Source organism: Ensifer adhaerens (assembly GCF_020035535.1).
GTDB lineage: Bacteria > Pseudomonadota > Alphaproteobacteria > Rhizobiales > Rhizobiaceae > Ensifer.
This window is the reverse complement of sequence record NZ_CP083351.1, coordinates 303,887-326,682: the sequence shown is the minus strand read 5'-3', so window position 1 is coordinate 326,682 and position 22,796 is coordinate 303,887. Positions and strand designations below refer to the sequence as shown.

Here is a 22,796-nt window from a genome sequence, read left to right as displayed (position 1 = left end):
AACCAGGGAGAACGGCAATGACATCCACAAATGAAAAAGCAGATTTGGGCGCGGTTAAGCTCGCCTGCCGTGACCTTTGGAAGATCTACGGCGTAACCCCACGGGAGGCTGCTGAGATTGCGGGCGCTTCCCGGAATGACGGCAACAAGTCGACCTCCGGGAGCAACCCGGTCGCAGCTGTCGCCGGTGCAACACTGGATATCCACGAGGCAGAAATCTTCGTGCTGATGGGACTGTCCGGATCGGGCAAGTCAACCTTGCTACGCTGCCTGACACGGCTGATCGAACCGTCGTACGGGAGCGTGACCTTCGATGGAGAAGACCTCCTGGCGGCGGGCCGCCAGCGCATGACGGAAATTCGCCGACAAGCCATGGGGATGGTTTTCCAGAACTTCGGCCTACTTCCACATCTCACCGTTCTCGACAACGTAGCTTTCCCGCTGCGTGTACAGGGCATCGATCGCGCCAAGCGGGAGGCTCGAGCACGGGAAATGACGGAACTCGTCGGATTGAAGGGTCGTGAAGGGCAGTATCCACGCGAGCTTTCGGGCGGTCAGCAACAGCGTGTTGGCATTGCCCGCTCATTGGCGGCCGAGCCGGAAATCTGGTTCCTTGACGAACCATTTTCCGCCTTGGACCCACTGATCCGACGCCAAATGCAGGATGAGTTCATTCGCTTGCAGAAAATGCTCCGCAAAACGATCGTTTTTGTCACTCACGACGTTCAGGAGGCGTTCCGGCTCGCGGACCGGATTGCCATCATGCGTGATGGAGCAATTGTTCAGATCGGCACACCTGCTGAAATCGCCCTCACCCCAGCCAACGACTACATTGCCGAATTCCTGCGCGACGTCCCGCTTCTTAAAGTTATTCGGGCGGCAGACGTAATGCATCCTGTAAGGGGTTCTACACGTCCCACAAGAGCTTTTTCACCCGACGACCCGCTGGAGGACATCCTCCCCGACCTGCTGGGCGGCAACGAAACGGTGGGAATCTCAGGTCCCGGCGATACGCTCATCGGAGAGATTTCTTCGTCGTCCATTTCCCGCCTGTTGCGTGGCGATCGAGCGGCAACGCCATGAAGCGTACTCACACGACATTCAACGCGCCTGCCCTGTTTCGAGCGGCGGCGATGCCTGCGCTTGTGCTGCTCTGCATCGGCGCGGGAGAGCTTTCGCCTGCAGTTGAAAGCTTTCCGCAATCATGGATGTTTCCCGTATCTTCCCTGATCAACAGCGCGCTCGGATGGCTCGTCCCAACGATCCTGCCGATAACGTCCTTCGTCAGCGGCATCACGACCGTCCTCCTCGCCGCTCTTGTCGGCACCCTTCAATACTTGCCGTGGCCGGCTGTCGCTGCAACCGTCGTCCTGATCAGCTTCAAAGCCGGCGGCATGAGACTGATGGCAATCAGTGTCGGCGCCATCGCCTACATTGTACTGACAGGCTTCTGGCAGCAAAGCATGGCGACGCTTTCCCTCGTAGTTCTGGCTGTCCCGCTCTCGGTTCTGATCGGATTCCTGCTCGGACTCGGCGCATTCTTTCTACCCCGCATGCGCAGGGCTCTGGAGTTGGTCTTCGACTTTATGCAGACGTTTCCTGCCTTTGCCTATCTGCTGCCGCTGCTTCTGCTTTTCGGGTTTGGGCCGATCGCCGGGCTGATCGCAACCGCGATCTACGCGGTCCCGCCTATGGCTAGATGCACGCTGAGCGGTCTCACAGAGGTTCCTGAGGAACGACGCGAAGTGGCGGAAATGAGCGGCTGCACGACATGGCAGCGACTTGTGTGGGTCGAACTTCCCTCAGCTCGCCCGATGATGGCCCTTGGATTCAACCAGACCACGATGGCGGCGCTCAGCATGGTAATCACCGCATCAATCATAGGTGGTTTCGACGATGTCGGCTGGGCGGTCCTAAGCGGATTGCGTTCTGCGGATCTCGGAAAGAGTTTGATGGCGGGTCTCGTCATCGTAATGATCTCAGTCGTCATTGACCGCATCACGGGCGGAATTCTTGGTTCGGCTCGGCCACACAATGCGGGTAGGCTGAACGCAGGTTGGCGGGCGATATTGCTTTCATCCGCTGCAATCATGACCCTCGGCGCGATCATGCGCTACGCCCAGCCGGCCGTTGTTTCTGGGTGGAATGAAGGCCGCGGCATTGTCGATTTTCAGGGCCTCAACCAAGTCCTCCTGGCATTCGTCGCAAGGTATAGTGATGTGCTCGAAGCCATCAAGAATGCGGTACTCTATTATCTGGTACTCCCATTGCGCGTGGGACTTTCTGGCGCCGTCCTGCCGCTGACCTGGGGCTTTTCGATGACCCCCGGCATCACCGCCGCATATGGCGCGCTGGCAGTATTATTGTCCGCTCGGCAGATACTTCGGGGCCGGCCCTCGGCTGCTGCTGCAACTCTTTGTCTGGCGGTGCTGATTTACACCGGTCTCGTTGCCTTCCCCTGGCCGGCGGCAATCGCCCTTGCAATGTGGAGCGCGTGGCGAGCTGCAGGATTGCGGCTGGCCCTGTTCACCGGGCTGAGCTTGGGCTTCGTGCTGGTTACCGGCCTTTGGGTGCCGTTCGTTAAGTCACTTTATCTTGTCGTCGTAGCCGTGGTGCTTTGTGCTTTTGCCGGTGGTTTGATCGGCATCATCGCGGCACGCAGTGATCGCTTCTCCGCCATTATTCGCCCGGTTAACGATGCGCTGCAGACCATGCCGCAATTCGTCTTCCTAATCCCGGCCCTGATGTTCTTTAAGGTTGGCGAATTCGCCGGGCTGATTGCAATCTCGCTTTATGCGGTCGTACCCGCAATCCGCTACACTGAGGCTGGCTTGCGGAGTGTCTCCGCCAACCTGCTGGAAACGGCAACCCAAATAGGCTGCACACCGCTCCAAAGCACACTCCTGGTGCAGCTACCAACGGCGCGCCCGGCCCTGCTTCTCGGCCTCAACCAGGTAATCATGTCGGCGATCACCATGTTGCCCGTGGCAGCCACCGTCGGCACGGCAGAGCTCGGTCAACAGATCTACATCGCGCTTGGGAAAGCCGACGCAGGTCTTGGCGTAACTGCCGGCATTGTCTTTTGCCTCCTCGCCATCAATCTCGATCGCATCCTTCGAGGCGTCGCTGAGCGTCTCCGCGGCGCGCATTAAAGAAAAGGAACCATCCATGCCTATGTCCGAAGCCCTTCGGTTGTCGATGCTCGCGCCGCCCGCCGGAAAGTGCCGTATCGTCATCGACACGGACACATTCAACGAGATCGATGACCAGTTCGCGATCGTTCACGCGCTCTTGTCCCCCGAGAGAGTGAACGTTGAAGCGATCTACGCCGCGCCATTCGTCAATGAGTCCAATGACGATCCCGCCCGCGGCATGGAACTCAGCTACGACGAGGTTCTCGCGCTGCTCGCCCGGTTGAACATTCCTCACGAAGGCCTCGTTCACCGCGGCGTGACGAGATACGTAGGGCCAGAAAAGCGACCGTTGGATGCGCCGGCCGTCGATGATCTAATCGCCCGAGCAAGGAATTCATCCGCAACAGATCCGCTATACGTCATTGCGATTGCTGCGATCAGCAACGTCGCTTCAGCCATCCTGAAGGCGCCCGACATCATCGAGAAGATCGTCGTGGTCTGGCTTGGCGGTCATGCCATCGACTGGAGCCACCAGAACGAATTCAATCTCGCGCAGGACGTAGGCGGCACGCAGGTGCTGTTCGACTCGGGCGTTCCTCTGGTTCTCATTCCGTGCGAAGGCGTGACCACCATCCTCCACAGCACCGTCCCGGAGATCGAGCGCTACGTAGAGCCCTATGGAGAGATCGGTGCTTTCCTGGCAATGCGTTTCAAGGGGTATTGCGATGACCATATCGGTTGGGCCAAGGAGATTTGGGATATGGCGGCAACAGCGTGGGCGCTCAGCTTCGACTGGGCCCCGAGCGTTCTGGTGCCAACGCCAGTGCTGACCAATGACATGCGCTACAGCTCGGATCGTGCCCGTCACATGATGCGATACGTTTATGCCGTCGACCGCAACGCCATCATGAAGGACTTCATCCACAAGCTCGCCGGCAGTGACACGCCCAGAGAAAGTGCATGCCTCAAAAGCCTTTGAAGGTACCTCGAGCCGGAGCCGCAGTCGTTTGGTCTCCACCGACTGCGGCACATTTCACAACTTTTGGGGCACGGAAGGCTTCGAGGGTCGAATCAGCCCGTCGATACACTGTCCAACGCTACTGCCCATATGCGATCGCCAAGAGGCGCAACGAGCCGACATTCGACCGGACGATTATGATGTCACTGGTCGAGCCCTTCTCACATGCACGGCACATCGAGCGCCTTCAGGTTCTATGGCCCGAGATTGACCTGCATGATTTCAGATTCGGTTTCGGCAGCGTTGGCTCCGCCGGCGGTGAATACCTGCACGGTGTAGCGACCGGGATCTAGGGAAAGGCCAGCCCCGGGTGTTGAAGGCCTGAACTCGCCGTTGTTGTCCGTCCTGTCGTAAAGCATCCAAGTTCGGCCCGATTCCGCTTGGATCTCGACGGCTATGGGCACTTGCCGGGCACGCGGTTCGAGGTGGCCCCATACGTAGATGGCGCCACCGCCAGCCTCGACCCCAAAAATAATGCGGACACCGGGAACGGCACGGACTGGTGCCAAAATGCCGCCGATCGGCCGATAGTGATCGCCGTGATACGTCCACCCCTCGATTGTCGGCTTCGCAAGCCGCTCGCCATGCTCTCCTTCAAGGCCCCAAGACTGCAGGTCCGTCCAGATCACCGCGCGAACTGGCGCGGAGCCTTTGCCGGCTAACCAGACAGACGCATGATCGACTACGGCATGCCAACGGTCGGGGAGATGACGCACAAGCACATCGATCTTCTTGCCAATGGTGTATGGGCTGCGCACCGCCGCCTCGATAATCACCGGCTCGTGCGAGGAACCTGAAGCAGTGTCGAACACCGCGACATTCTCCTGCGCACGGTTGTTTTTTCCCGTGACCTCACCCAATTTGGGCAAGATGGCCAAGGAGATGCAGGTGTGTTTGTCGACCTCCGGCACCCATCGAAAGTCGACGATGACTTCGCTGTGGCCGGCAATCGACGCAACTGGCTTCGTCTCGAGTGTCTGCCACTCGCCATTGTCGCCAATGCCCGGCGGTGAGGTGACGTAGCAGGTGACATGGATGTCGTCGACCTGCAGTGGTCCAGTGTTGCGGATCCGTGCTTTGATCGTGTTGGGATGTTTTACCCATGGCCGGTCGCCGCTCAATATCGGCTTGGAGGGATCGCCAGGCTCGCAAAATTCATAAACATTGATGCCTGTACGCGGAGAATCGATCCATATGTCGGGTGTCTCGTAGGTGTTGAGATCCCAGGGCGTGATCGTAAGGTCGAAGGCGCCGTCGGGATTGTCCGGGATCGGCTGATTCCATTCGATGCGGACGCGATATGTCAGCGGGTCGACCGAAATAATGGTATCGACCGTAATTCGTAGATTGCGCGAGGCATCAACGACCTCCTCGCCGGGCTGAAGCACGCCCATCAGTTGAACTGGTCGCTCGAAAGTGTTGTCGGCAACACTTTGCTCGTCAGTGGCGCGCGTCACCAGAACGCACCCGACAGCACCCGGCGGCACAACCGGTATCGCTTGATCGAAGAGTAATCCTGGAGGCGCGTGCTGGCGCACCTCTACCCAGTAGGTCATCGCCTTGGAGACCACGAGGCGCAGCGCATGGACGCGTTCCGGGTCGGTATCCTCGGTCGCGCCATGCGCGACGATATCAAAACTCTGGTCCACCTGTGTGGTTGGCGTCCAGATCAACTGGCGGACGTTCTCGGCCGCGCCCGCGCCGATCTTGAGGCAATCCAAGGCATCAGTGAGGCGCTGCGCGCAGAACAATGGCGCACCGCCACTGTCTCCCGATAGGCACCATTGCGCGGCGCTGCCCATCACCACAGAGCCATCGGCAAACTGCTCCTCATAGAGATCCCCCATACCTAGCCAATGGACGATCTCGTGAGTTGGCGTGGTCCAGGGGTCGGTGTGGCCCTCGTAGAAAAGGCCCTTTGTTCCGTTGAAAGGAATCCGAAACTCTGAGGAAGCCAGGCCATCAGCCGGCCCGCTATGCGCCCGAACGACAGGTCCGGCCAAGCTGACGACGATGCCCTCATAGGGATCAAGGTCGTGATGGTCTTTCCCCGTGGCGGCGAACCAGACACGCAGTGCATCGATGAAGATACGATCGGAGTCGACGGCCGATCCTCTTCCATTGATCCGTGCAATGAGAAACGCGCGGCGGTCCGCCATGGGTATATTGAAGCTGGCCGTTTGCTCTGGACTGTTCAGCGTCATCGCTGCCGGATTGGCGATGTTCACCGATACAAGAACGGTATCGCCCAGAGCGACCACCGCCTCGTTGCCGTTGAGAATAATTGAATTGGCGTCCCTCTTGAACTTCTTCGACCCAAGGGCTGCTGGTGCAGCCAGATTGCCGATATCGATCGCGGCAAGACCATCCTCGGACGCCACGATCCAGGCTATATTGCCGGCGATGCGAATTTCGCGCGGGAACGCGAATGCAGTAAGGCGCGCCTTCTCGAGCAAGCCGCCTGCAGTGACCTCCAATGTGACGATGCCACTTCCGTCAGTTGCAACGACCAAGCGCGTGCCGTCAATGGCAATGTCCACGATCCAGTCACCGATCGGCACGTCGGCGACATTGACGAAGGCCAGTGCCGCATTCAGGTCGTGAACACGCAGCGTTTCCCCGCGGTTCGAGTAAATGCGATTGACGACGGTCTTGACGCGCGTCGCCCAGTTTGGGTCGAGGCCACCTCCCCAGCCACCGATCAGCATCGACGGGTTCGCGGCATTCGAGACATCGACAAGGCCGAGGCCACCGGCGCCCTGCGCCAACACCGCGTTCGTACCGATCAGGGCAATATCCCATACTGGATCCCCAGCATCGACCGAGCCCAAAAGCACCGCTGCGCCCGGCGAGGCGACATCGAAGATCGCCAGGGTGCCGCCATTCGTGCCGACATAGAGCCTGTTGCCGACCTTGAGTTGGGCGAGGACGACCCCATCATTTGGGGCGTTTGGGCCGAGCAGATAGGTCCAGCTCAGCGGCGACGGGTGCAGGATGGGGATGAAGCCAGTATTCGTGGCTGCGAAGATCACGCCGCTGTCGCCGACGATGCGTCGATCAGCCGTGAGATAGGCAAAGCGTGCGTGATCGATGTGTGTCTGATCGATGATGTAGAAATCGCCCTCACGAGGAAGCTGGAGCCAGGTCGCGTGGCGCTCGAACTTCCATGAGGTCCGGTGAATAGCTGTGCGCCAGAACTCGTCGACTCGATTATACTTGACGTCGAGGGCGGCGAGCTGTGCTGCCGTGGGTGGTGGCACCGGGGGTGCTTCGGTGGTGAAGACTGGTAGGACGAGGACGCGCTGGTTCTGCACGTTGCGCGAAGGCGTCCCACCCTGTGGACCGTGAAAAAAGCGCGGCGGCGCCGGCGAGATCCAATCATGCTCCTCGGGATAAGGGAGGAGTTCGAACGGCGGGCCAACCTCGCTATCCACGCCAACTGTAACGCGAATCTCACCGGTACGGGCATCCTCGGCCGCCATCGCCAACAACCGCTCTAGCTCGACCCGCACAACCATCGCGGGACGATCGCCAATGATCACCGCATTGGCATCGCGATGCGGATCGAAGCCCTCTCCCCGAAACTCGACGATCGTTCCCGGCCAGCCTTTCGTGGGTGAAATCTCGTGTATGCGAAGTACCATCTCGATCCCCCGTCGTTGTCTTGACTCATGGCGCAAGGTCGACGCGCTCGACGAATACGCAAAGGAGCGCCCAGTACGACAAATTTCAGGTGCCTCGGAGTGCAATTTATATTACAGTCACCCAGTACAATCCACTTCCTATTCTTGATGGATGACCCATCACAACAACATCCGATCCAACTTATTAATTGTTTCTTCGTTTTGGTCCATGTTTGACTTGGTGAAAAGTGTCGAGTCACAATCCGCTGATCCGAACCTGCAGGAAATTGCCGGTGGACTGAACAGTCAGATCAGCACGAACGACCTCGAAATCAGGCATTGTCGACCGCGTGCACATCGGTTGCAGCATTCCGCGTTACGGAAAGCGGGCCGTTTGCTTGGCTCGGTGTCTGTCGGCTCAGTCCCCGCAGAGGGACTCCGATGAGGGCGCCCTGTTTGAGACCGCCATGTGGCTGGAGTTGCTCTCTTTGGGTGAACACCGATCGGACGCCTGAATGCGGACGCCCATTCGGGCGCGTTCTTGCTTGATTGCGCTATCTGTAGCGGCTGGACCTCGACGGGATAAACCCTGAGTTCCGATCGAAAATTTATGCGAGCTTTCGGCGCGGGCCTACCTAATCGCGAGAAATCCGACGACCGAACGTGCCGACCCTGTTCAACCGCCGTTCCCCGCGCCGTCTAGTCCCAGACATGGTCTCCATTGCACCCCTCCGCTTGCACTCAATTGGTGGCGGTACGATCCCCCGCCCGGGCTGACGGTTCAGCGGCAAAGACGGGGGCTCGATCGGGAGCTTGAATCGAGTCGGCCCGAAATGGCGCGGCGGCCGACGCTGTAGGGTTCGACATCGCGACCGACAGGATCGCTGCAAGAATGATTGCCCCGCCCACTGCTCCGCTGGCGGAAAACCGCTCGCCGAGTAGCATCGCTCCGCCCAGCGCCCCGAAGACGCTTTCAGCGCTGACGATCACGGCAGCATGGCTGGCCGAGGTGAATCGCAAGGCGGCAATCTGGATGCCGAAAGCGATGGCGGTGGAAAACACACCGAGTACCACCAGTTCAAGGCCTGCCGCGGATACAGCGGCTGGTGAGAGGTTCCCTTCGACGGTCCCGAACAGAAGGGCGATGGCGGCGCCCCCGAGGAACTGCGCCGCAGCCGCGGTGAGCGGACGCCCATGAACTTGCATGTGCCGCCCCAGCTCGACGGCCCAAATCGCATAGCAGGCGGCCGAGATGATAGCGGTGAGGTCGCCGCTGTTGAGTCCGGAGATCCCACCCGACAAAAGCAGGGCGCCGACCACGGTGAGCACGGCGGCCACCGTGAGGTTCATTGTTGGACGTTCGCCGATAAGCAGCCACGCGGCCAATGGTGTCATCACCGTTGCTGTGCTGATCAGGAAACTCGCATTCGTGACGGTGGCGCCGAGATAGCAGAGTTGCTGGAGCATGACGGAGGTGGCAAACAGCGCACCCACTCTGGCCAAACTCGGCAAATAGCCCGACCCGGTCGGCAATCGCCTTTCGGTCAAGACAAAGGGCAGCACAATTAACCCGCCGATCAGACAGCGCAGGCCCACCGCGTTCAGCGCGTCGAGATGTTCAAGCACCGTCTTTTGCGCGACGTTGCCGAAGCCCCACAACGCGGCTGCAAACAGCAACAGCAAGTTGGCTCTTGTTCTGGACACTCGTCACCCCCTCGCGCGAACGCGTGTGTTGTGTCGGTCATCCCAATTTGGCGAATTAAAAATGATCGGCCGTCATGGTGACGCTTGGGCGGGGAGCGCTACAGTTCTTGAAACGTTAGTTTCGCGTTAGAATTTCGTCAGAATGAGAGAGAAGATGCGAAGTGAAGGCAGCGACACCGCAAAAAGAATGATCTTGCCCTCGCGCTGGCGGCTTTGATCCTGCTCGACGTGTCGATGACGTTACCGTGGATCGTTGTGGCACCGATGGCCATAGGCGGAACTGCTCTGCACCTTCCAAGCCTTGGCGCGATCACTCCCATGAAGGTGGAAAAATCATGGCGCAAGAAGTCCGCTTCGCGCTATTGCCGACACGCTGAGCGGAGACAACCGAACCGTCATGGTGATCGATCGTCCGCCCAGCCCTCGCAACCTAAGTCAGATCACTCCAAGTGCATCCATGGCTTGGGCAACTCTGACAAAGCCCGCAATGTTGGCTCCAAGGACATAGTCACCCGGCGCACCGTATTCGTCGGCTGTTTCTGCGCATGCGTCGTGGATGTTGCGCATGATGGTGGCAAGGCGAGCCTCGGTCTGGTCGAATGTCCAACTGTCGCGGGATGCGTTTTGCTGCATTTCGAGCGCGGACGTCGCTACGCCGCCGGCATTGGCGGCCTTGCCCGGTGCGAACAGAACGCCGGCTTCCTGGAAGATGCGGATGGCATCGGGCGTGGAGGGCATGTTTGCGCCTTCACCGACCGCCGTCACGCCGTTCGCGACGAGCTTCCTCGCGTCTTTTCCGGTCAGCTCATTCTGGGTGGCCGATGGCATGGCCACATCGCATGGGACATCCCAGATTGATCCTGCATCGGCGTTGACGAAGTAGACACCTTTGCCCTTGGCTCGCAGATAATCGGACATGCGGCCACGGCGGACCTCCTTTATCTCTTTGAGGAGCGCGAGGTCGATGCCGCTCTCGTCGACGATATAGCCGGAACTGTCGGAGACGGCCATGACCTTGCCGCCAAACGACTGCACCTTTTCGATCGTGTAGAGGGCAACATTGCCGGAGCCTGAAACGACGACCTTCTTTCCGTCGAAGCTCTGCCCCTTTGTCGCCAGCATGGCCTGGACAAAATATGTATTGCCGTAGCCAGTTGCTTCAGTACGGGCGCGCGAGCCTCCGTAAAAGAGCGCTTTGCCGGTCAGGACACCTGCTTCATACCGATTGGTCAGACGCTTGTACTGGCCGAACATGTAGCCGATCTCGCGTCCGCCCACGCCGATGTCGCCGGCGGGAACGTCCGTATACTCGCCAATGTGGCGATGAAGCTCGGTCATGAATGACTGGCAGAAGCGCATGATTTCGCCGTCAGAACGACCCCGCGGATTGAAGTCGGAACCACCCTTGCCGCCACCAATCGGCATGCCCGTAAGGGCATTCTTGAAGGTTTGTTCAAATCCCAGAAACTTGATGATGCCGACATTGACGGACGGATGGAACCGGATGCCGCCCTTGTAGGGGCCGAGTGCCGAATTGAACTGAACGCGGAAGCCACGGTTGATCTGCACCTGCCCCTGGTCATCAACCCAAGGGACGCGGAAAATGATTTGTCGTTCCGGCTCGCAAATGCGTTCGATGAGAGCATTCTCAAGATAGCGCGGGTGCTTGGCTATGACACGTCCCAGACTCTCGAGCACTTCTCTTACGGCCTGGTGAAATTCCTGTTCACCAGCATTACGCCTCAAGACCTCCTGAAAGATGGGCTCGAGCTTCTCATCAACGCTTACCAATTCGCATCTCCATTGGGCGACTGCAAGAAAAACGTGCTTCTCTGCCCTGCATGAACGCAAAGCGGGCGAATGTCGATGCGGCATTTGATGAATTTTTATGCGACACGTCCAAGATGTGCCTGCATGGTCGCCCGGAAACGATGGTCGTTGGCCCCCAGAGAAACGACAGCGAATGCTCGAATAAAGCGTCTATGTTGTGTGAATGGCGAATGACAGATCGATCAGCTTTCGAAGCCTGAGGCCAAGAGGTCCCCACCCGCTGTCACATTTCCGGCAGGCCAGCCTTTCGGAAGCCGTCGACAAAGTGGTCTCGAACAGACGCATCGCGTAGCGGCTGGGAGCTGAGCCAATGGCCGATCGTGAAATGAGGGTGGGCGATCAGGAACAATTCTGCTTCTCGCCGCGCCTCCTCACGGTGGCCCAACTGCGCAAGCGTAGCAGCCAGGAATTTGCGTGAGTTGGTGCGATACGTGTCCTTCCTGCGCAGTGTAGCGGCTGCCGCCACGTAGTCGCGCGCGGCGTATTGCGCCTGACCAAGATGACAAAGATACCAGCAGGTCGGATAGGGATTGAGCCGCAGCGCTTTTTCGATCTGCGCTAGTCCGTCGGCAACCCTGCCGTCCAGCACGGACATGTCCGACATGGCGGCCCAGGTGTCGGCGTGGTTGGGGTCGAGCTCCAGGGCCTTGGCGAAGGCGGCCTCCGATTCCTCCCATCGCCACTCATAGGCCAAAATGGTCCCCAGAACGTAACGGCAGCCGGCATCGTTGGGATCCAGATCGACCGCCTTCTGCGCGAACGTCGCCGCCATCCGACGGTTAGGATTTTCGGGCTCGCCGAAATGAGTCCAGGCAAGCCAACGGTTATAGGCGAGCAGACCGAGCGCCTCGGCGTATGATGGTTCGAGCTCAACCGCGCGCTGGAGAAGCATATAGGCCTCACGCTCAGTTTGCGGCGACTCTTCCGTCAGGAGGCGGGCGCGCACACACAGATCGTAGGCCTCAAAGTTCTTCGGCCGATTGCGCTGCGTCGGGATGGTCAGCCGGCCGACGAGGGCTTCAACAATCTTGGCGTTGACTTCATCCTGCAATTCGAAAACATCTTCCACTGTCCTGTCAAACCGGTCGGCCCACAAGTGCTGGCCGGCAAGCGCGTCGATCAATTGGGCATTGATGCGGATACGGCCATTTGCGCGTCTGGCGCTCCCCTCGAGGACGTAGCGGACGCCGAGTTCCTGCGCAACCAGCCGTACGTCGACCGGCTTGCCCTTGTAGCCGTACACGGAATTGCGCGCGATCACGAACAGGCCGGCGTTGCGGGAAAGGTCGGTGATCAGGTCCTCGGTCAAGCCGTCGACGAAAGGCGCGTCCGCTTCATCCCCACTCATATTCGTGAACGGCAATACAGCGATCGAGGGATATTCGGGCAGCGGCAATATGCTCTGCAGCGCATCCGGCCAATGCCACACGTGGACCGGACGAGTCAGGTTCTTCAGGTGGCGTTCGCCTGCATCAAAGAACCGGTCGCCGATCTTGCCGACGATCTCGCCGTGAACCTTGGCCGAAATGCAGATACCTCCCGGTGCGGCCTGCGTCTCCAGGCGCGCCGCGACATTGACGCCGTCGCCGAGAACGTCTGAACCGTCGTCAATGACATCTCCCAGATTGACGCCAACACGCAAAAGCAGGCGCCGGTCTCCGGAAGCCCCAACAGCAGTGGCGCCCCGTTGCATTTCCAACGCGGCTACGACCGCGTCCACCGCGCTACCGAATTCGATTAGGAATCCGTCGCCCATGACCTTGAAGAGGCGACCGTTGTTGCGCAACACTGCCGGCTCGATAACACCAGAACGGAGTTCCCTGAGGTCCGCCAGCGTTGCGGCTTCATCAGCCTCCATCAGGCGCGAATATCCCACCACATCGGCAACGAGGATGGCGGCAAGACGACGCTGAAGAGATTGATCCGTCATGTGAGGACGAGCCTAACGACCGAGTTCGCAAATTATTGTTCAGCCGCGGCTCAGTCACAAGTGGCAAGAGCGAATGCCCAGGCGACCTCCACCTCCATCGAGCCGTTAACCTTCGTTGTGACCGACGGCGACGAAGTAGACGACACGGAAATGAGTGTCCGCTGCAAAGCGGACGGTTCTTGAACGCCTGGTAATGGGCGGCGAGCGGGGCTTTCGGCAGAAGTGGCCAGTTCTGTTTGCGAAACGGCATTCCGGGGAAGACCCGAACTGCAACTGCGCCAAGTCTGCATCCCTGGCCAACTCTCCAGGTGCGGCCAGTCTCCTTCCTGCCCAATTGAGACGCTCGGGTCGCGCTTGCCCGGTATCCGCTCCAGACGCTCCTTCAACGTTCAGATCACCCGACGAGCGGAAGCGGCAGCACGGATGCCTCCTGCCCCTTGACCGGGGTCGAACCGGCGATGTGGCATCATCGCATGGCGAAATCGGATGGCCCCTGCACCAGGCGATCGTTTCTTATCAAAACGCTATCAAGCCAATGATGGGTCCACTTCCCGCCCAAGCCGCAGTACCTCCGAAACCAGCAGGTCGAGATCGTCCTTGCGGGTGCGGTGATTGCAGATCGCTGCCCGCAAACAGTGCTTCCCCCGGATCGTTGTGTCAGAGAGCGCCGCGATACCTGCCTCCTGCAGGCGCAGCATCACTTCAAGGTTGATCTGCTTTAGTCGCTCTTCACTGTGCCCATCGGGCGCATAGCGAAAGCAGACGATGTTGATCTCGGGCTCTGAGACAAGTCCCAAAGGCGGGTGTGACCGCACGAGATCCGAAAGCCATGCAGCCTGCGCAATGTTTTGGTCAATCAGCCGGCCAAACTTGGCAACACCATGCTCCATCAGTGCCATCCAGACCTTCAGCGCCGCAAAGCCACGACTGGTCTGAAAGCCGAATTCGTGGAGCCATTGAGCGGAGGCGATGCCGCGCGGCATCCGCTGCAGGAATTCCGGCGAAACGGCGAATGTCTCCCGGTGCTTCGTCCGGTCCCGTACAAGCGCGCAACCGACTTCGAACGGGGCATGCAGCCACTTGTGCGGGTCGAGCGCAACGGAATCCGCCCGCTCGATACCCTTGACGCGCCAGGCGTTCTCAGGCGCGATTGCCACGAGCGCACCGATGCACCCGTCGACATGAAACCAGAGCTCCTCCTCTGCGGCGATTTCGGCCAAGGCGGTGAGATCGTCGACCGCGCCGGAATTGACCGTACCGGCAGTGCCAATGACGCAGGCAGGCCTGAAGCCCAGCGCGCGATCCTCGGCGATTGCCGCGCGAAGCGCCTCATGGTCGATGCGGTAACGGGAATCGGTGCGGATCCGTCTGAGTGCCTTGTTGCCGAGGCCGAGCGTCTCGACCGCCTTGCGATGGCAGGAATGGACCTGGTCGGAGGCGTAGAAACGCATTGGCTGCTTCAGGGCTGCGACACCCTCTTCGCGCAGATCAATCCCTGCCATGACGTTGCGGGCAACCGTCAGCCCAACCAGATTGGCCACAGAACCGCCGCTTACCAGCGTACCGCTCGCCGCCTCGGGCAAGCCGATCATGTCGCGGAGCCAGCCGACGACCTGCTGGTCAACGAGGGCGGCGGCATGGCGGCCGCCCCCGAGATTGGACCCCTGGATCGCTGCGAGGAAGTCGCCGAGCGCCCCGGTGAAGTTGCCGGAACCCATGTACCAGGACCAGAACCGTGGATGGATGTTGCCCATCGGATAGGCGAGCACCGTGTCCTTCACCTGCCTGTAGACGTCTTCGAGCGGCGTCGGCCGATCCGGGAGAGGCGCCCGGTACAGCGCTTCGATCTCGTCGGGCAGCGGTTGCCAGACCGGACGCTCGCGCACGCGGCCGAGATGGTCGACGGCATCGTCGACAATCCGGTGGGCGAGTGCCGCAACGGACGACCAGTCCGCGGGGTCGAGAGTTTCCGGAGTTGCAAGAACTTCCGGCTGCTTGTGCGCCCCCTCACTCGCAGCGGACAATTGCGCTTCCATCGCCTTTTCCTCTATTCTGCCGCCAGCTGGAAGGCGGGCGTGGATCGCGACAACTCCATCTCCTCGTCATCCATGTCAGCCGGGATCGTTTCGAAGAGCGGCGTCGACAGATAGCGCTCCCCAGTGTCGGGCAGCATGCAGAGTATCACCGAGCCGGCCGGCGCATGCTCCGCGATCTGGCGCGCAACGCCGAAGGTTGCCCCGCCCGAAACGCCCGTGAAGATGCCCTCTTTCTGAGCAAGCGCCTTGGCCCATTCCATCGCTTTCGGGCCGGCAATCGGGACAAGCTCGTCATAGTAGCGGTTGTCGACCGCCTCCTGCAGGACGTCAGGGATGAAGTCCGGTGTCCATCCCTGGATTGGATGCGGCTCGAAGGCTGGATGGCTGACCGCCGGCGCACCTCCTGCTCCCCGCTGCTGCACATGGCCGCTGCCGAGCAATTGCGCGTTGGCGGGCTCGGCAAGCACGATCTTCGTCTCGGGCCGTTCGCGGCGCAGCACGCGGGATACGCCGACGACCGTGCCGCCGGTACCGTAGCCTGTGACGAAGTAATCCAGGCGGGAGCCGGCGAAGTCGTTGACAATCTCCCGTCCGGTCGTCGCCTCGTGGATCGCAGCGTTGGCTGTGGTCTCGAACTGCCGGGCGAGGAACCATCCGTTCTTCTCGGCAAGCTCCACCGCCTTGCGATACATGCCCAGGCCCTTTTCGGCGCGCGGCGTCAGCACGACCTTGGCGCCGAGCATGCGCATCAGCCGGCGGCGCTCGACGGAGAAGCTATCGGCCATCGTGACGACGAGCGGGTAACCTTTTTGTGCACAGACCATCGCCAGTCCGATGCCGGTGTTACCGCTGGTGGCCTCGACCACGGTTTGTCCGGGCTTCAGCTTGCCGCTGCGCTCGGCCTCCTCGATGATCGCAACCGCGAGCCTGTCCTTCACCGACGAAGCCGGATTAAAGTACTCCGCCTTGACATAGATGGTCGCGTTGCCGACGCCGAGATTGTTGATACGGATCGCCGGCGTGTCGCCTATCGTCTCCAGCACGCTGTCGAAAAGCCGCCCGCGGCCGTTCGTGGTTCTCAGTCCTGAATTGGTAGCCATTGCGTCCTCTCACTCTTCCGGATGCTAGGTTCGGCAAGGGATGCTAAAGTGCCGGCGTGGGAGCCCACGTGGGAGTGCGCATGGGAACGGATGGCCCGGACGTGGTTTTTTCGGCAAAGGAGCTGGAACTGCGGCTCCTCGGGCCGATGAAACTCGTGCGCCGCGGGGTGGCCGTGCCGCTACCGCCGTCGCGCAAGGTGCGCGCACTGCTCGCCTATCTGGCCGTAACGCCCGGTTCGGTTCCCCGCCAGCGGCTCTGCGATCTGCTTTGGCAAGTGCCGAGCGATCCGCGCGGTGAATTGCGCTGGAGCCTGAGCAAGATCCGCTCGCTCATGGAGACGGATGGCCGCAAGCGCGTGATCACAGCCGACGACCGGATTTCACTTGATCTCGAAGGCTGTGACGTCGACGTGCGCTACCTGCTGGAAGCAAGGCGGCGCGGTGTCCGAAACCTTAATCTGGAGGTATTGCGAACGATCGCGGGGCGGTGCGGAGGCGATCTGCTCGAAGGCGTCGAGATCGACAACAGCCCTGCCTTCGAGCACTGGCTGACATCGGTGAGGAGCGAGTTTCGCCTGTACGCGCTGGAGATCGCAGCAGAAATCGGCAAAAGAACACCCATCGGCAAAGAGGACGGCTTGCCGGCAGCCCGGCAATGGCTCGACCTCGCCCCGCTCGACACAGACGCAAACATCCGCTTTCTAGCGGAACTCTCCCACCGGCGGATGAGCGATGCCTGCGCCCGGCATCTCGATACGGCAGCACGCCTCTTTGCCGATGAGGGCGAGGACTTCGCACCGATCCAAGAGGCATGGGAACGCCTTCGGCCCCAGCCACGGCAACCGGCGGTCGTCATCGTTTCTGACGGTGTTGGCAGCCCCCCCCAGCCCGCCCACATGACGGTCTCGCGCCGCGCCTCGATCGCCATCATGCCGTTTCGCGAGCTTGTCGCGGACCCGACGGGCCGGCACGATCTCGGCAGCGCGGTCGCGCATGACATCATCAGCAAGCTGGCGCGCCTGCGCAGTCTTTTCGTTATTGCCCGAGGTTCCGTCTTTGCCATTGCCGGCGAGAGCCTCGAACTGCCGGAACTCGGCCGTCGGCTCGGCGTCGATTATGTCGCCACCGGCTTCCTGGAACAGCACGAACTCGGGGTCGGAGTGACCGTGGAGGTCGCCGAGGCAGCCACCGCCCGCATCGTGTGGACCGAGCAGTTCGAGGCGCGCTCGGCCGAGCGCTTTGCCGTCGTCGACGAGATCAGCAACAGCATCGTGTCGTCGATTGCGGCCGAAATCGAGAACGAAGAACGCAACCGCGCGATCCTGAAACATCCGGATTCGCTCGACGCCTGGGAGGCCTATCATCGCGGCCTATGGCACATGTTTCGCTTCACCGCCGAGGAAAACGAGCGCGCCGCCGAATTCTTCCGGCTGTCGACCCGCCTCGATCCGACATTCTCGCGCGCCCATGCGGGCCTCTCCTTCACGCACTGGCAAAGAGCCTTCCAGCGTTGGGGTGACCGCGACGGCGAGATCCGGCGCGCGCTCAAAGCCGCCGGGCAGAGCCTGTTGGTCGACGACCAGAACCCCGCCGCGCACTGGTCGATGGGGCGTGCCCTCTGGCTGACCGGAGACAACGACCAGGCGTTGCGCGAACTGGAGCACTCGGTCCATCTCAGCCCCAATTTCGCCCTTGGCCACTATGCGCTCGCCTTCGTGCACTCCCAGTCCGGCGACCCCAACGCAGCGATCGCTGCGTCCGATCATTCGCGGCTCTTGAGCCCCTATGATCCCCTACTCTTTGGTATGCTCGGAACCCGCGCTATTGCCCTCATCCGCCTGGGCGCCTTTGAGGAGGCGGCAACCTGGGCGGTCAAGGCAGCCGCCCGTCCGAACGCGCATGTCCACATCCTCGCGATCGCCGCCCATTGCCTCGCACTCGCCGGGCGCATCAGTGAGGCTCGTAGCTTTGCAGCCAAAATCCGGCTTCAAAACCCGGACTACCGAACGGACAATTTCCTCGACGCCTTCCACTTCACGCCCGAGGTCATTGGCCAATACCGCGAAGCGGCGGTCCTGGTTGGGCTGGATACCTGAACGATAGACCGAGAAGCTTGGCTCCGGGCGCGGTACTTCGGTACTCGGCCCCTTCTACCGGGAATCAACGCCGCCGGACCAGCGCTCATAAAGCTGGTCCATGGTCAAGCTGGCAACGTCGGCGAAAGGTGCCTGGCTTTTAACCTGCCCCCCCACCAAGGATGACGACTTCGTCATAACGATATGGTGCTGCGATGGAGGCTTATGACGATCGTCGAGCGGCGTCCCGCTCGCGACTTCAGGGTCTCGACCATGGCCGCCTCCGATAGCCCGTCGACCGCAGACAATTTCCCGGTTTGAAAATGTTCGCGGCAAGAGATCGCGGCGGCGCCGTCGCTTGGATCGCTCTATGCGGCATTCAAAATCAGAATCGACGATGCAAGTTTTCGCAGGAAGTTTCCCGAGCATCCCGATGCGTTGTCTCGCGTTCAGCCATCGAGCCACCTGGCGAGGCCGTCCAGCGTCTGCAATCCATACTCAACCGCGCCAAAACCGACGACCACTTGGCGACGTTCGCGGCTTGGGTGAAGCTGGCGCATCGTCAGCACGGTCTTGCCGTCGGTCTGTTCATCGAAGGTGATCGTCATAAAGAAGCGCTGCGGGTCATTGGGGTCCGGGGTACCATGGTCCACCACAATCAGTTCGTTCGGTACGATCTTCAAGAAGCGCATGAGATTGGGGAAGCGCTGCTTCTTGCCTTCGAATACGCCCACCATGTCGAAGCGCCATTTCCCGCCCTCGCGAATATCGACTTCGTGGTTCTCAATGCTAAGTCCATCCGGGCCATACCACTGTGCCAGCGCGTCAGGGTCCATCCAGGCGGCGAAGACCTTTGGCCGCGGGTGCTTCAGCACCTTGACCAGCACGATCTCTCGGTCGTGCGCCCAGGTTTCAAACAGCTTTTCCATCATCGTTCTCTTCCGCCATGTCCAAATACGATTCCAGTCGATCAAGCCGCTCGCCCCAGCGTCGGCGTTCCGCTTCCATCCAGTTTGCCGCCTCGGCGAAGCGCGCCCGCTCCAGTCGGCACCAACGGCTGCGCCCGCGCTTCTCGCTGGCGATCAATCCGCACTCCTCTAACACCTTGAGATGCTGGGCGAAGGAGGGCAGCGCCATGTCGAAAGGCTCAGCCAGGGCTGTCACCGGCAGCTCGCCCTCGACCAACCGAGACACCACTGCGCGGCGGGTCGGATCGCTGAGGGCGTAAAAGGCGAGATCAAGTGGGGTCGTGTGATAGGGCATATAGCTCGGTAAAGCGGCCGCGCGTGTCGGTCAAGAATAAAAAGGCACTTGCCTTAGTGTTTCTCCGCGATTATGAAGGCATCTACCTTAGTTTTTGGGAGCACTCCAGTGGCGGTTCGCGCCGATCTTCTCCTCTCGCTCGATGGTTTCGCAACAACGACGGACCAGACGCCGGAGAACCCCTTCGGCTCCGACTGGTCGCGCCTTGTCAGTGCCTATGTCGCCACAAAAACGTTCCGGGAGCGTGTGCTCAAGGACATCAGTGGCCAAGGCACCACCGGCGTGGATGACGCGTATGCCGAGGACTACTTCGCGAACATAGGCGCCGAAATCATCGGGGCCGGCATGTTCGGGCTACACAACTTTGCCGATGATCCGAACTGGAAAGGTTGGTGGGGCGACGAGCCGCCATTCCACTGCCCGGTCTTTGTCCTGACGCACACACCGCGGCCTTCCATCGAGATGGCTGGAGGTACCACGTTCCATTTCCTCGCTGCAGACCGGGTTGATGTACTGCAGCAGGCCGTCACTGCCGCGAACGGCAAGGATGTACGGATAGGTGGCGGGCCGACGACGGTTCGCGACTATCTGAAGGCTGGGCTTGTGGACCGCCTGCATATCGCAATCACCCCAATCCTGCTGGGGCGGGGTATACGCCTCTGGGACGACCTACGCGGTTTGGAAGCCGGCTACACAGTCAAGTCTGAAACGGCCGAGAGCGGGACTGTCCACCTCACGTTCCACCGTGAGCCGCCAGTCCCGTGACGAGCGCCTCAAATCCGCCGGCCAGCCGACGACTGGCGTCCTAGCGATCGTCGGCTTGTTTGGGCGCACAATGTTGGAGAACTTTGAAACTTCATTGCCCGCACTGGGCCATGACCGGGGCACTATCCTGTTGGCAATTTGAGAATCCGACTGGTCGGATTCTCGGCTTAGTTGCCAAGCCTCGCTAACCATCGTCAATATCATAGGCTCCCCGTCTGCCTTCCCCCGAAGGCCGCCCCAAATTCGCAAGCGCCGCTATGTCTGGGTTGCTGCAAGCACTCCTACAACCGACGAACCTTCGCTCAGCCTGCGAGGCAGCAAACGCAAGTCAAGCGTGCAACGTCATCCCTAGATGGTTGTCACGGGTCGCGCTATACAAATTGTTGCTACAGAGCGTTGCTGCAAAGCCCGCCTTTCCCATCACGTATGTTGCCAGCGGGATCCAATTCCTTCTCCTCCATTGTCATCTTCCGGCATCCGCCAATCCGCGAGCACAATCTACAGCAAGCGGTAAAAAACCAATCAACCAGGGCCTTGATCGGGGACCGTCGCGAGCCGATCCGGCGTTGCCGCGGGTATCAATTCAGGCGCGGTCAGTGAATTAGCCTGGGGCACGCTCGCCCCAAATAGTCGGCGAGGCCAGGATCCGGATTGACCCGCTAGAGCCGAACAAGCGTATTCGTCGAAACCCCAGCAAGGTCGCCGTTCCCTGACCTAGCGCGGCCTGGGATCGGCCCCTGCTGAAAGCGTTTTGTCACGAAGCGGATCTCGTCGCCAGCGGTGCCGAGGTGGTGGCTGGCCCAGCCGTCGGCAGCCACGTTGGCGACCCTCGGCGAATGTTATAAGTTTCTGCCAAAAACATATAACATTGACAGGCACGAGGACCGCTATAAGTTCGTGGCATAAAATTATAACGCGACCAAAATGCTTGGACAAAGGGAAGCGCACGACAGGCTGATCGACACGCCTTTCGGCGCTTTCAAAAGGACGAAAGGCCAATGATGAGAGAGATCGACATCAGCTATCGGACGATGTTCGCCGAGCTGACGCAGCGGACGCTCGACGGTCAGTTTTTGGCAGACTTTCCGATGGAAGGGTGGTTCGTGACCGTAACAGTCAAGGATCGTAATTACTGGTATTTTGATCTCCCAGATGGACAGGGCAAATACAAGCGAAATTATGTCGGTCCAGAAAGTGACGAAGAGATCACGGCACGGGTGAAGGCACACAAGGAGATCAAGGACGATCTCCGGGAGCGGAGGCGCATGGTAAGCACTCTGCGTCGTGCCGGTCTCCCCGGTCCCGACACCTTCGCCGGCGATATTACGAAGGCGCTTGCCGACGCCGGATTGTTCCGGCTCCGTGCGGTCCTGATTGGGTCAGTAGCATTCAGCACCTATGCGGGGATGCTAGGCGTCCGACTGCCCTCGTCTGCGATGCAGACGGGCGACGCGGATTTCGCTCAGGACTTCGCGATCTCGGCCGGGGTGCAGGACAGCCTTCCGCCCGTTCTAAATATCCTCCAGTCGGTCGATCCCAATTTCCGAGCCGTGCCACACCAGGCGGACAAAGCCAAGGTGGTCGCCTTTCAGAACGCGAGGGGCTACCGAGTGGAGTTCCTGACTGGAAACCGGGGATCGGACGAATACACGGGCAAGCCGTCTCCCATGCCCGCCCTCGGCGGCGCGTCGGCAGAAAACCTCAGGTTCCTCGACTTCCTGATCTACGAGCCTGTCCGCACGGTGCTTCTCTTCCGCGAAGGCGTGAACGTCCTAGTCCCGGCTCCCGAGCGGTATGCCGTCCATAAGCTTATCGTAGCCTCCAGAAGGCTCCCTGACACGCTAGGACGCGTGAAATCGGACAAGGATCTGGTGCAGGCCTCCTTACTATTCGAAGCCCTGGTGGAGACCCGCCACGAATACGAATTGGTCGATGCTTGGGCGGAGGCGTGGGATCGCGGCGATTCTTGGAAGGAAGGCCTTTGCAACGGCCTCTTGAGGCTGTCAGCCAAAGGTGTGAAGGCACTCGATAAGGCGCTCGGATCGAAGATGCCTGACCTGGAGAAGTTGAGAGCTGATGATCGCTCCAAATGAGCTCTGCGGCCACGCCCCCCTTTGCGCCGACAACAGCCGTCGGCATCGCCCGGGTCCCAGCAACGGCCTCCGATCTCTCCTTGACATGAACAGCGTCCCGGCGCGCGTTGTCAGCCTTCCGTGGAGCGGGCCACCCTGGGCGACGGCTGTGGCCATGCCGTGTGACCAAAGCCCGGTTCCGAACAACAACCATCGCGGGACGATCGCCAATGATCACGGCAATAGC

At 60.4% G+C, this 22,796-nt stretch carries 14 protein-coding genes and 1 pseudogene; 6 read left to right on the top strand and 9 right to left on the bottom strand.

Annotated elements, in window-relative coordinates; translation table 11 throughout:
* The first annotated feature begins 17 nt into the window (after positions 1-17).
* From LAC81_RS36215 to LAC81_RS36205, 3 genes are read left to right on the top strand one after another with little or no spacing between them, the layout of a single operon-like run.
* The gene (locus LAC81_RS36215) at positions 18-1,082 is read left to right on the top strand and encodes a quaternary amine ABC transporter ATP-binding protein (RefSeq protein WP_223730998.1); all 1,065 of its coding nucleotides are present in this window, start codon (positions 18-20) and stop codon (positions 1,080-1,082) included.
* On the top strand, positions 1,079-3,151 hold the full coding sequence (locus LAC81_RS36210; protein ID WP_223730997.1) for an ABC transporter permease: 2,073 nt from the start codon (positions 1,079-1,081) through the stop codon (positions 3,149-3,151). Before LAC81_RS36215 ends, LAC81_RS36210 begins: the two co-directional genes overlap by 4 nt.
* Positions 3,152-3,197: 46 nt before the next feature.
* Positions 3,198-4,112 (top strand): nucleoside hydrolase, encoded by a 915-nt coding sequence (locus tag LAC81_RS36205; protein ID WP_328717970.1) that lies wholly within the window; start codon positions 3,198-3,200, stop codon positions 4,110-4,112.
* Positions 4,113-4,345: 233 nt separating this feature from the next.
* Here the strand turns inward: LAC81_RS36205 and LAC81_RS36200 are convergent, their stop codons facing one another.
* From LAC81_RS36200 to LAC81_RS36175, 6 genes are all read right to left on the bottom strand, one after another.
* Positions 4,346-7,795: an IPT/TIG domain-containing protein gene (locus LAC81_RS36200; RefSeq protein WP_223730995.1), complete on the bottom strand. Its 3,450-nt coding sequence runs from the start codon at positions 7,793-7,795 to the stop codon at positions 4,346-4,348.
* 720 nt (positions 7,796-8,515) lie between these two features.
* Positions 8,516-9,457, bottom strand: a complete 942-nt coding sequence (locus tag LAC81_RS36195) for a DMT family transporter (RefSeq protein ID WP_328717965.1) — start codon at positions 9,455-9,457, stop codon at positions 8,516-8,518.
* A gap of 456 nt (positions 9,458-9,913) precedes the next feature.
* Complete coding sequence (gdhA, locus tag LAC81_RS36190; protein ID WP_223731046.1) at positions 9,914-11,269, bottom strand: NADP-specific glutamate dehydrogenase; 1,356 nt, start codon at positions 11,267-11,269, stop codon at positions 9,914-9,916.
* A gap of 262 nt (positions 11,270-11,531) precedes the next feature.
* Positions 11,532-13,238: an adenylate/guanylate cyclase domain-containing protein gene (locus LAC81_RS36185; RefSeq protein WP_223730993.1), complete on the bottom strand. Its 1,707-nt coding sequence runs from the start codon at positions 13,236-13,238 to the stop codon at positions 11,532-11,534.
* Positions 13,239-13,765: 527 nt separating this feature from the next.
* A complete protein-coding gene (locus tag LAC81_RS36180) occupies positions 13,766-15,274 on the bottom strand; it encodes a pyridoxal phosphate-dependent decarboxylase family protein (protein WP_223730992.1) in 1,509 nt (502 codons plus the stop codon).
* Between the two features lie 11 nt (positions 15,275-15,285).
* On the bottom strand, positions 15,286-16,374 hold the full coding sequence (locus tag LAC81_RS36175) for a PLP-dependent cysteine synthase family protein (RefSeq protein WP_223730991.1): 1,089 nt from the start codon (positions 16,372-16,374) through the stop codon (positions 15,286-15,288).
* Between the two features lie 80 nt (positions 16,375-16,454).
* On the opposite strand from LAC81_RS36175, the gene LAC81_RS36170 reads away from it, so the two are divergent.
* A complete protein-coding gene (locus LAC81_RS36170; protein WP_223730990.1) occupies positions 16,455-18,470 on the top strand; it encodes a transcriptional regulator in 2,016 nt (671 codons plus the stop codon).
* Positions 18,471-18,524: 54 nt separating this feature from the next.
* Here LAC81_RS36170 and LAC81_RS38670 read toward each other — a convergent pair.
* From LAC81_RS38670 to LAC81_RS36160, 3 genes and pseudogenes are all read right to left on the bottom strand, one after another.
* Positions 18,525-18,754 (bottom strand): annotated as a pseudogene (locus LAC81_RS38670) (ABC transporter ATP-binding protein); the annotation flags it as partial.
* A 144-nt stretch (positions 18,755-18,898) separates the two neighbouring features.
* Entirely contained in the window at positions 18,899-19,378 is a 480-nt protein-coding gene (locus LAC81_RS36165; protein ID WP_223730989.1) for an SRPBCC family protein, read from the bottom strand.
* Complete coding sequence (locus LAC81_RS36160; protein ID WP_223730988.1) at positions 19,362-19,712, bottom strand: ArsR/SmtB family transcription factor; 351 nt, start codon at positions 19,710-19,712, stop codon at positions 19,362-19,364. Before LAC81_RS36160 ends, LAC81_RS36165 begins: the two co-directional genes overlap by 17 nt.
* A gap of 108 nt (positions 19,713-19,820) precedes the next feature.
* Here LAC81_RS36160 and LAC81_RS36155 point away from each other — a divergent pair, with 108 nt between their 5' ends.
* Complete coding sequence (locus tag LAC81_RS36155) at positions 19,821-20,477, top strand: dihydrofolate reductase family protein (RefSeq protein WP_223730987.1); 657 nt, start codon at positions 19,821-19,823, stop codon at positions 20,475-20,477.
* A 998-nt stretch (positions 20,478-21,475) separates the two neighbouring features.
* Entirely contained in the window at positions 21,476-22,570 is a 1,095-nt protein-coding gene (locus LAC81_RS36150) for a GSU2403 family nucleotidyltransferase fold protein (protein WP_223730986.1), read from the top strand.
* The last annotated feature ends 226 nt before the right edge of the window (positions 22,571-22,796 follow it).

Coding starts and splice junctions, on each gene's coding strand:
- LAC81_RS36215 (WP_223730998.1), top strand. CDS start 18: ATGACATCCACAAATGAAAAAGCAGATTTGGGCGCGGTTAAGCTCGCC.
- LAC81_RS36210 (WP_223730997.1), top strand. CDS start 1,079: ATGAAGCGTACTCACACGACATTCAACGCGCCTGCCCTGTTTCGAGCG.
- LAC81_RS36205 (WP_328717970.1), top strand. CDS start 3,198: ATGCTCGCGCCGCCCGCCGGAAAGTGCCGTATCGTCATCGACACGGAC.
- LAC81_RS36200 (WP_223730995.1), bottom strand. CDS start 7,795: ATGGTACTTCGCATACACGAGATTTCACCCACGAAAGGCTGGCCGGGA.
- LAC81_RS36185 (WP_223730993.1), bottom strand. CDS start 13,238: ATGACGGATCAATCTCTTCAGCGTCGTCTTGCCGCCATCCTCGTTGCC.
- LAC81_RS36180 (WP_223730992.1), bottom strand. CDS start 15,274: ATGGAAGCGCAATTGTCCGCTGCGAGTGAGGGGGCGCACAAGCAGCCG.
- LAC81_RS36175 (WP_223730991.1), bottom strand. CDS start 16,374: ATGGCTACCAATTCAGGACTGAGAACCACGAACGGCCGCGGGCGGCTT.
- LAC81_RS36170 (WP_223730990.1), top strand. CDS start 16,455: ATGGGAACGGATGGCCCGGACGTGGTTTTTTCGGCAAAGGAGCTGGAA.
- LAC81_RS36165 (WP_223730989.1), bottom strand. CDS start 19,378: ATGGAAAAGCTGTTTGAAACCTGGGCGCACGACCGAGAGATCGTGCTG.
- LAC81_RS36160 (WP_223730988.1), bottom strand. CDS start 19,712: ATGCCCTATCACACGACCCCACTTGATCTCGCCTTTTACGCCCTCAGC.
- LAC81_RS36150 (WP_223730986.1), top strand. CDS start 21,476: ATGATGAGAGAGATCGACATCAGCTATCGGACGATGTTCGCCGAGCTG.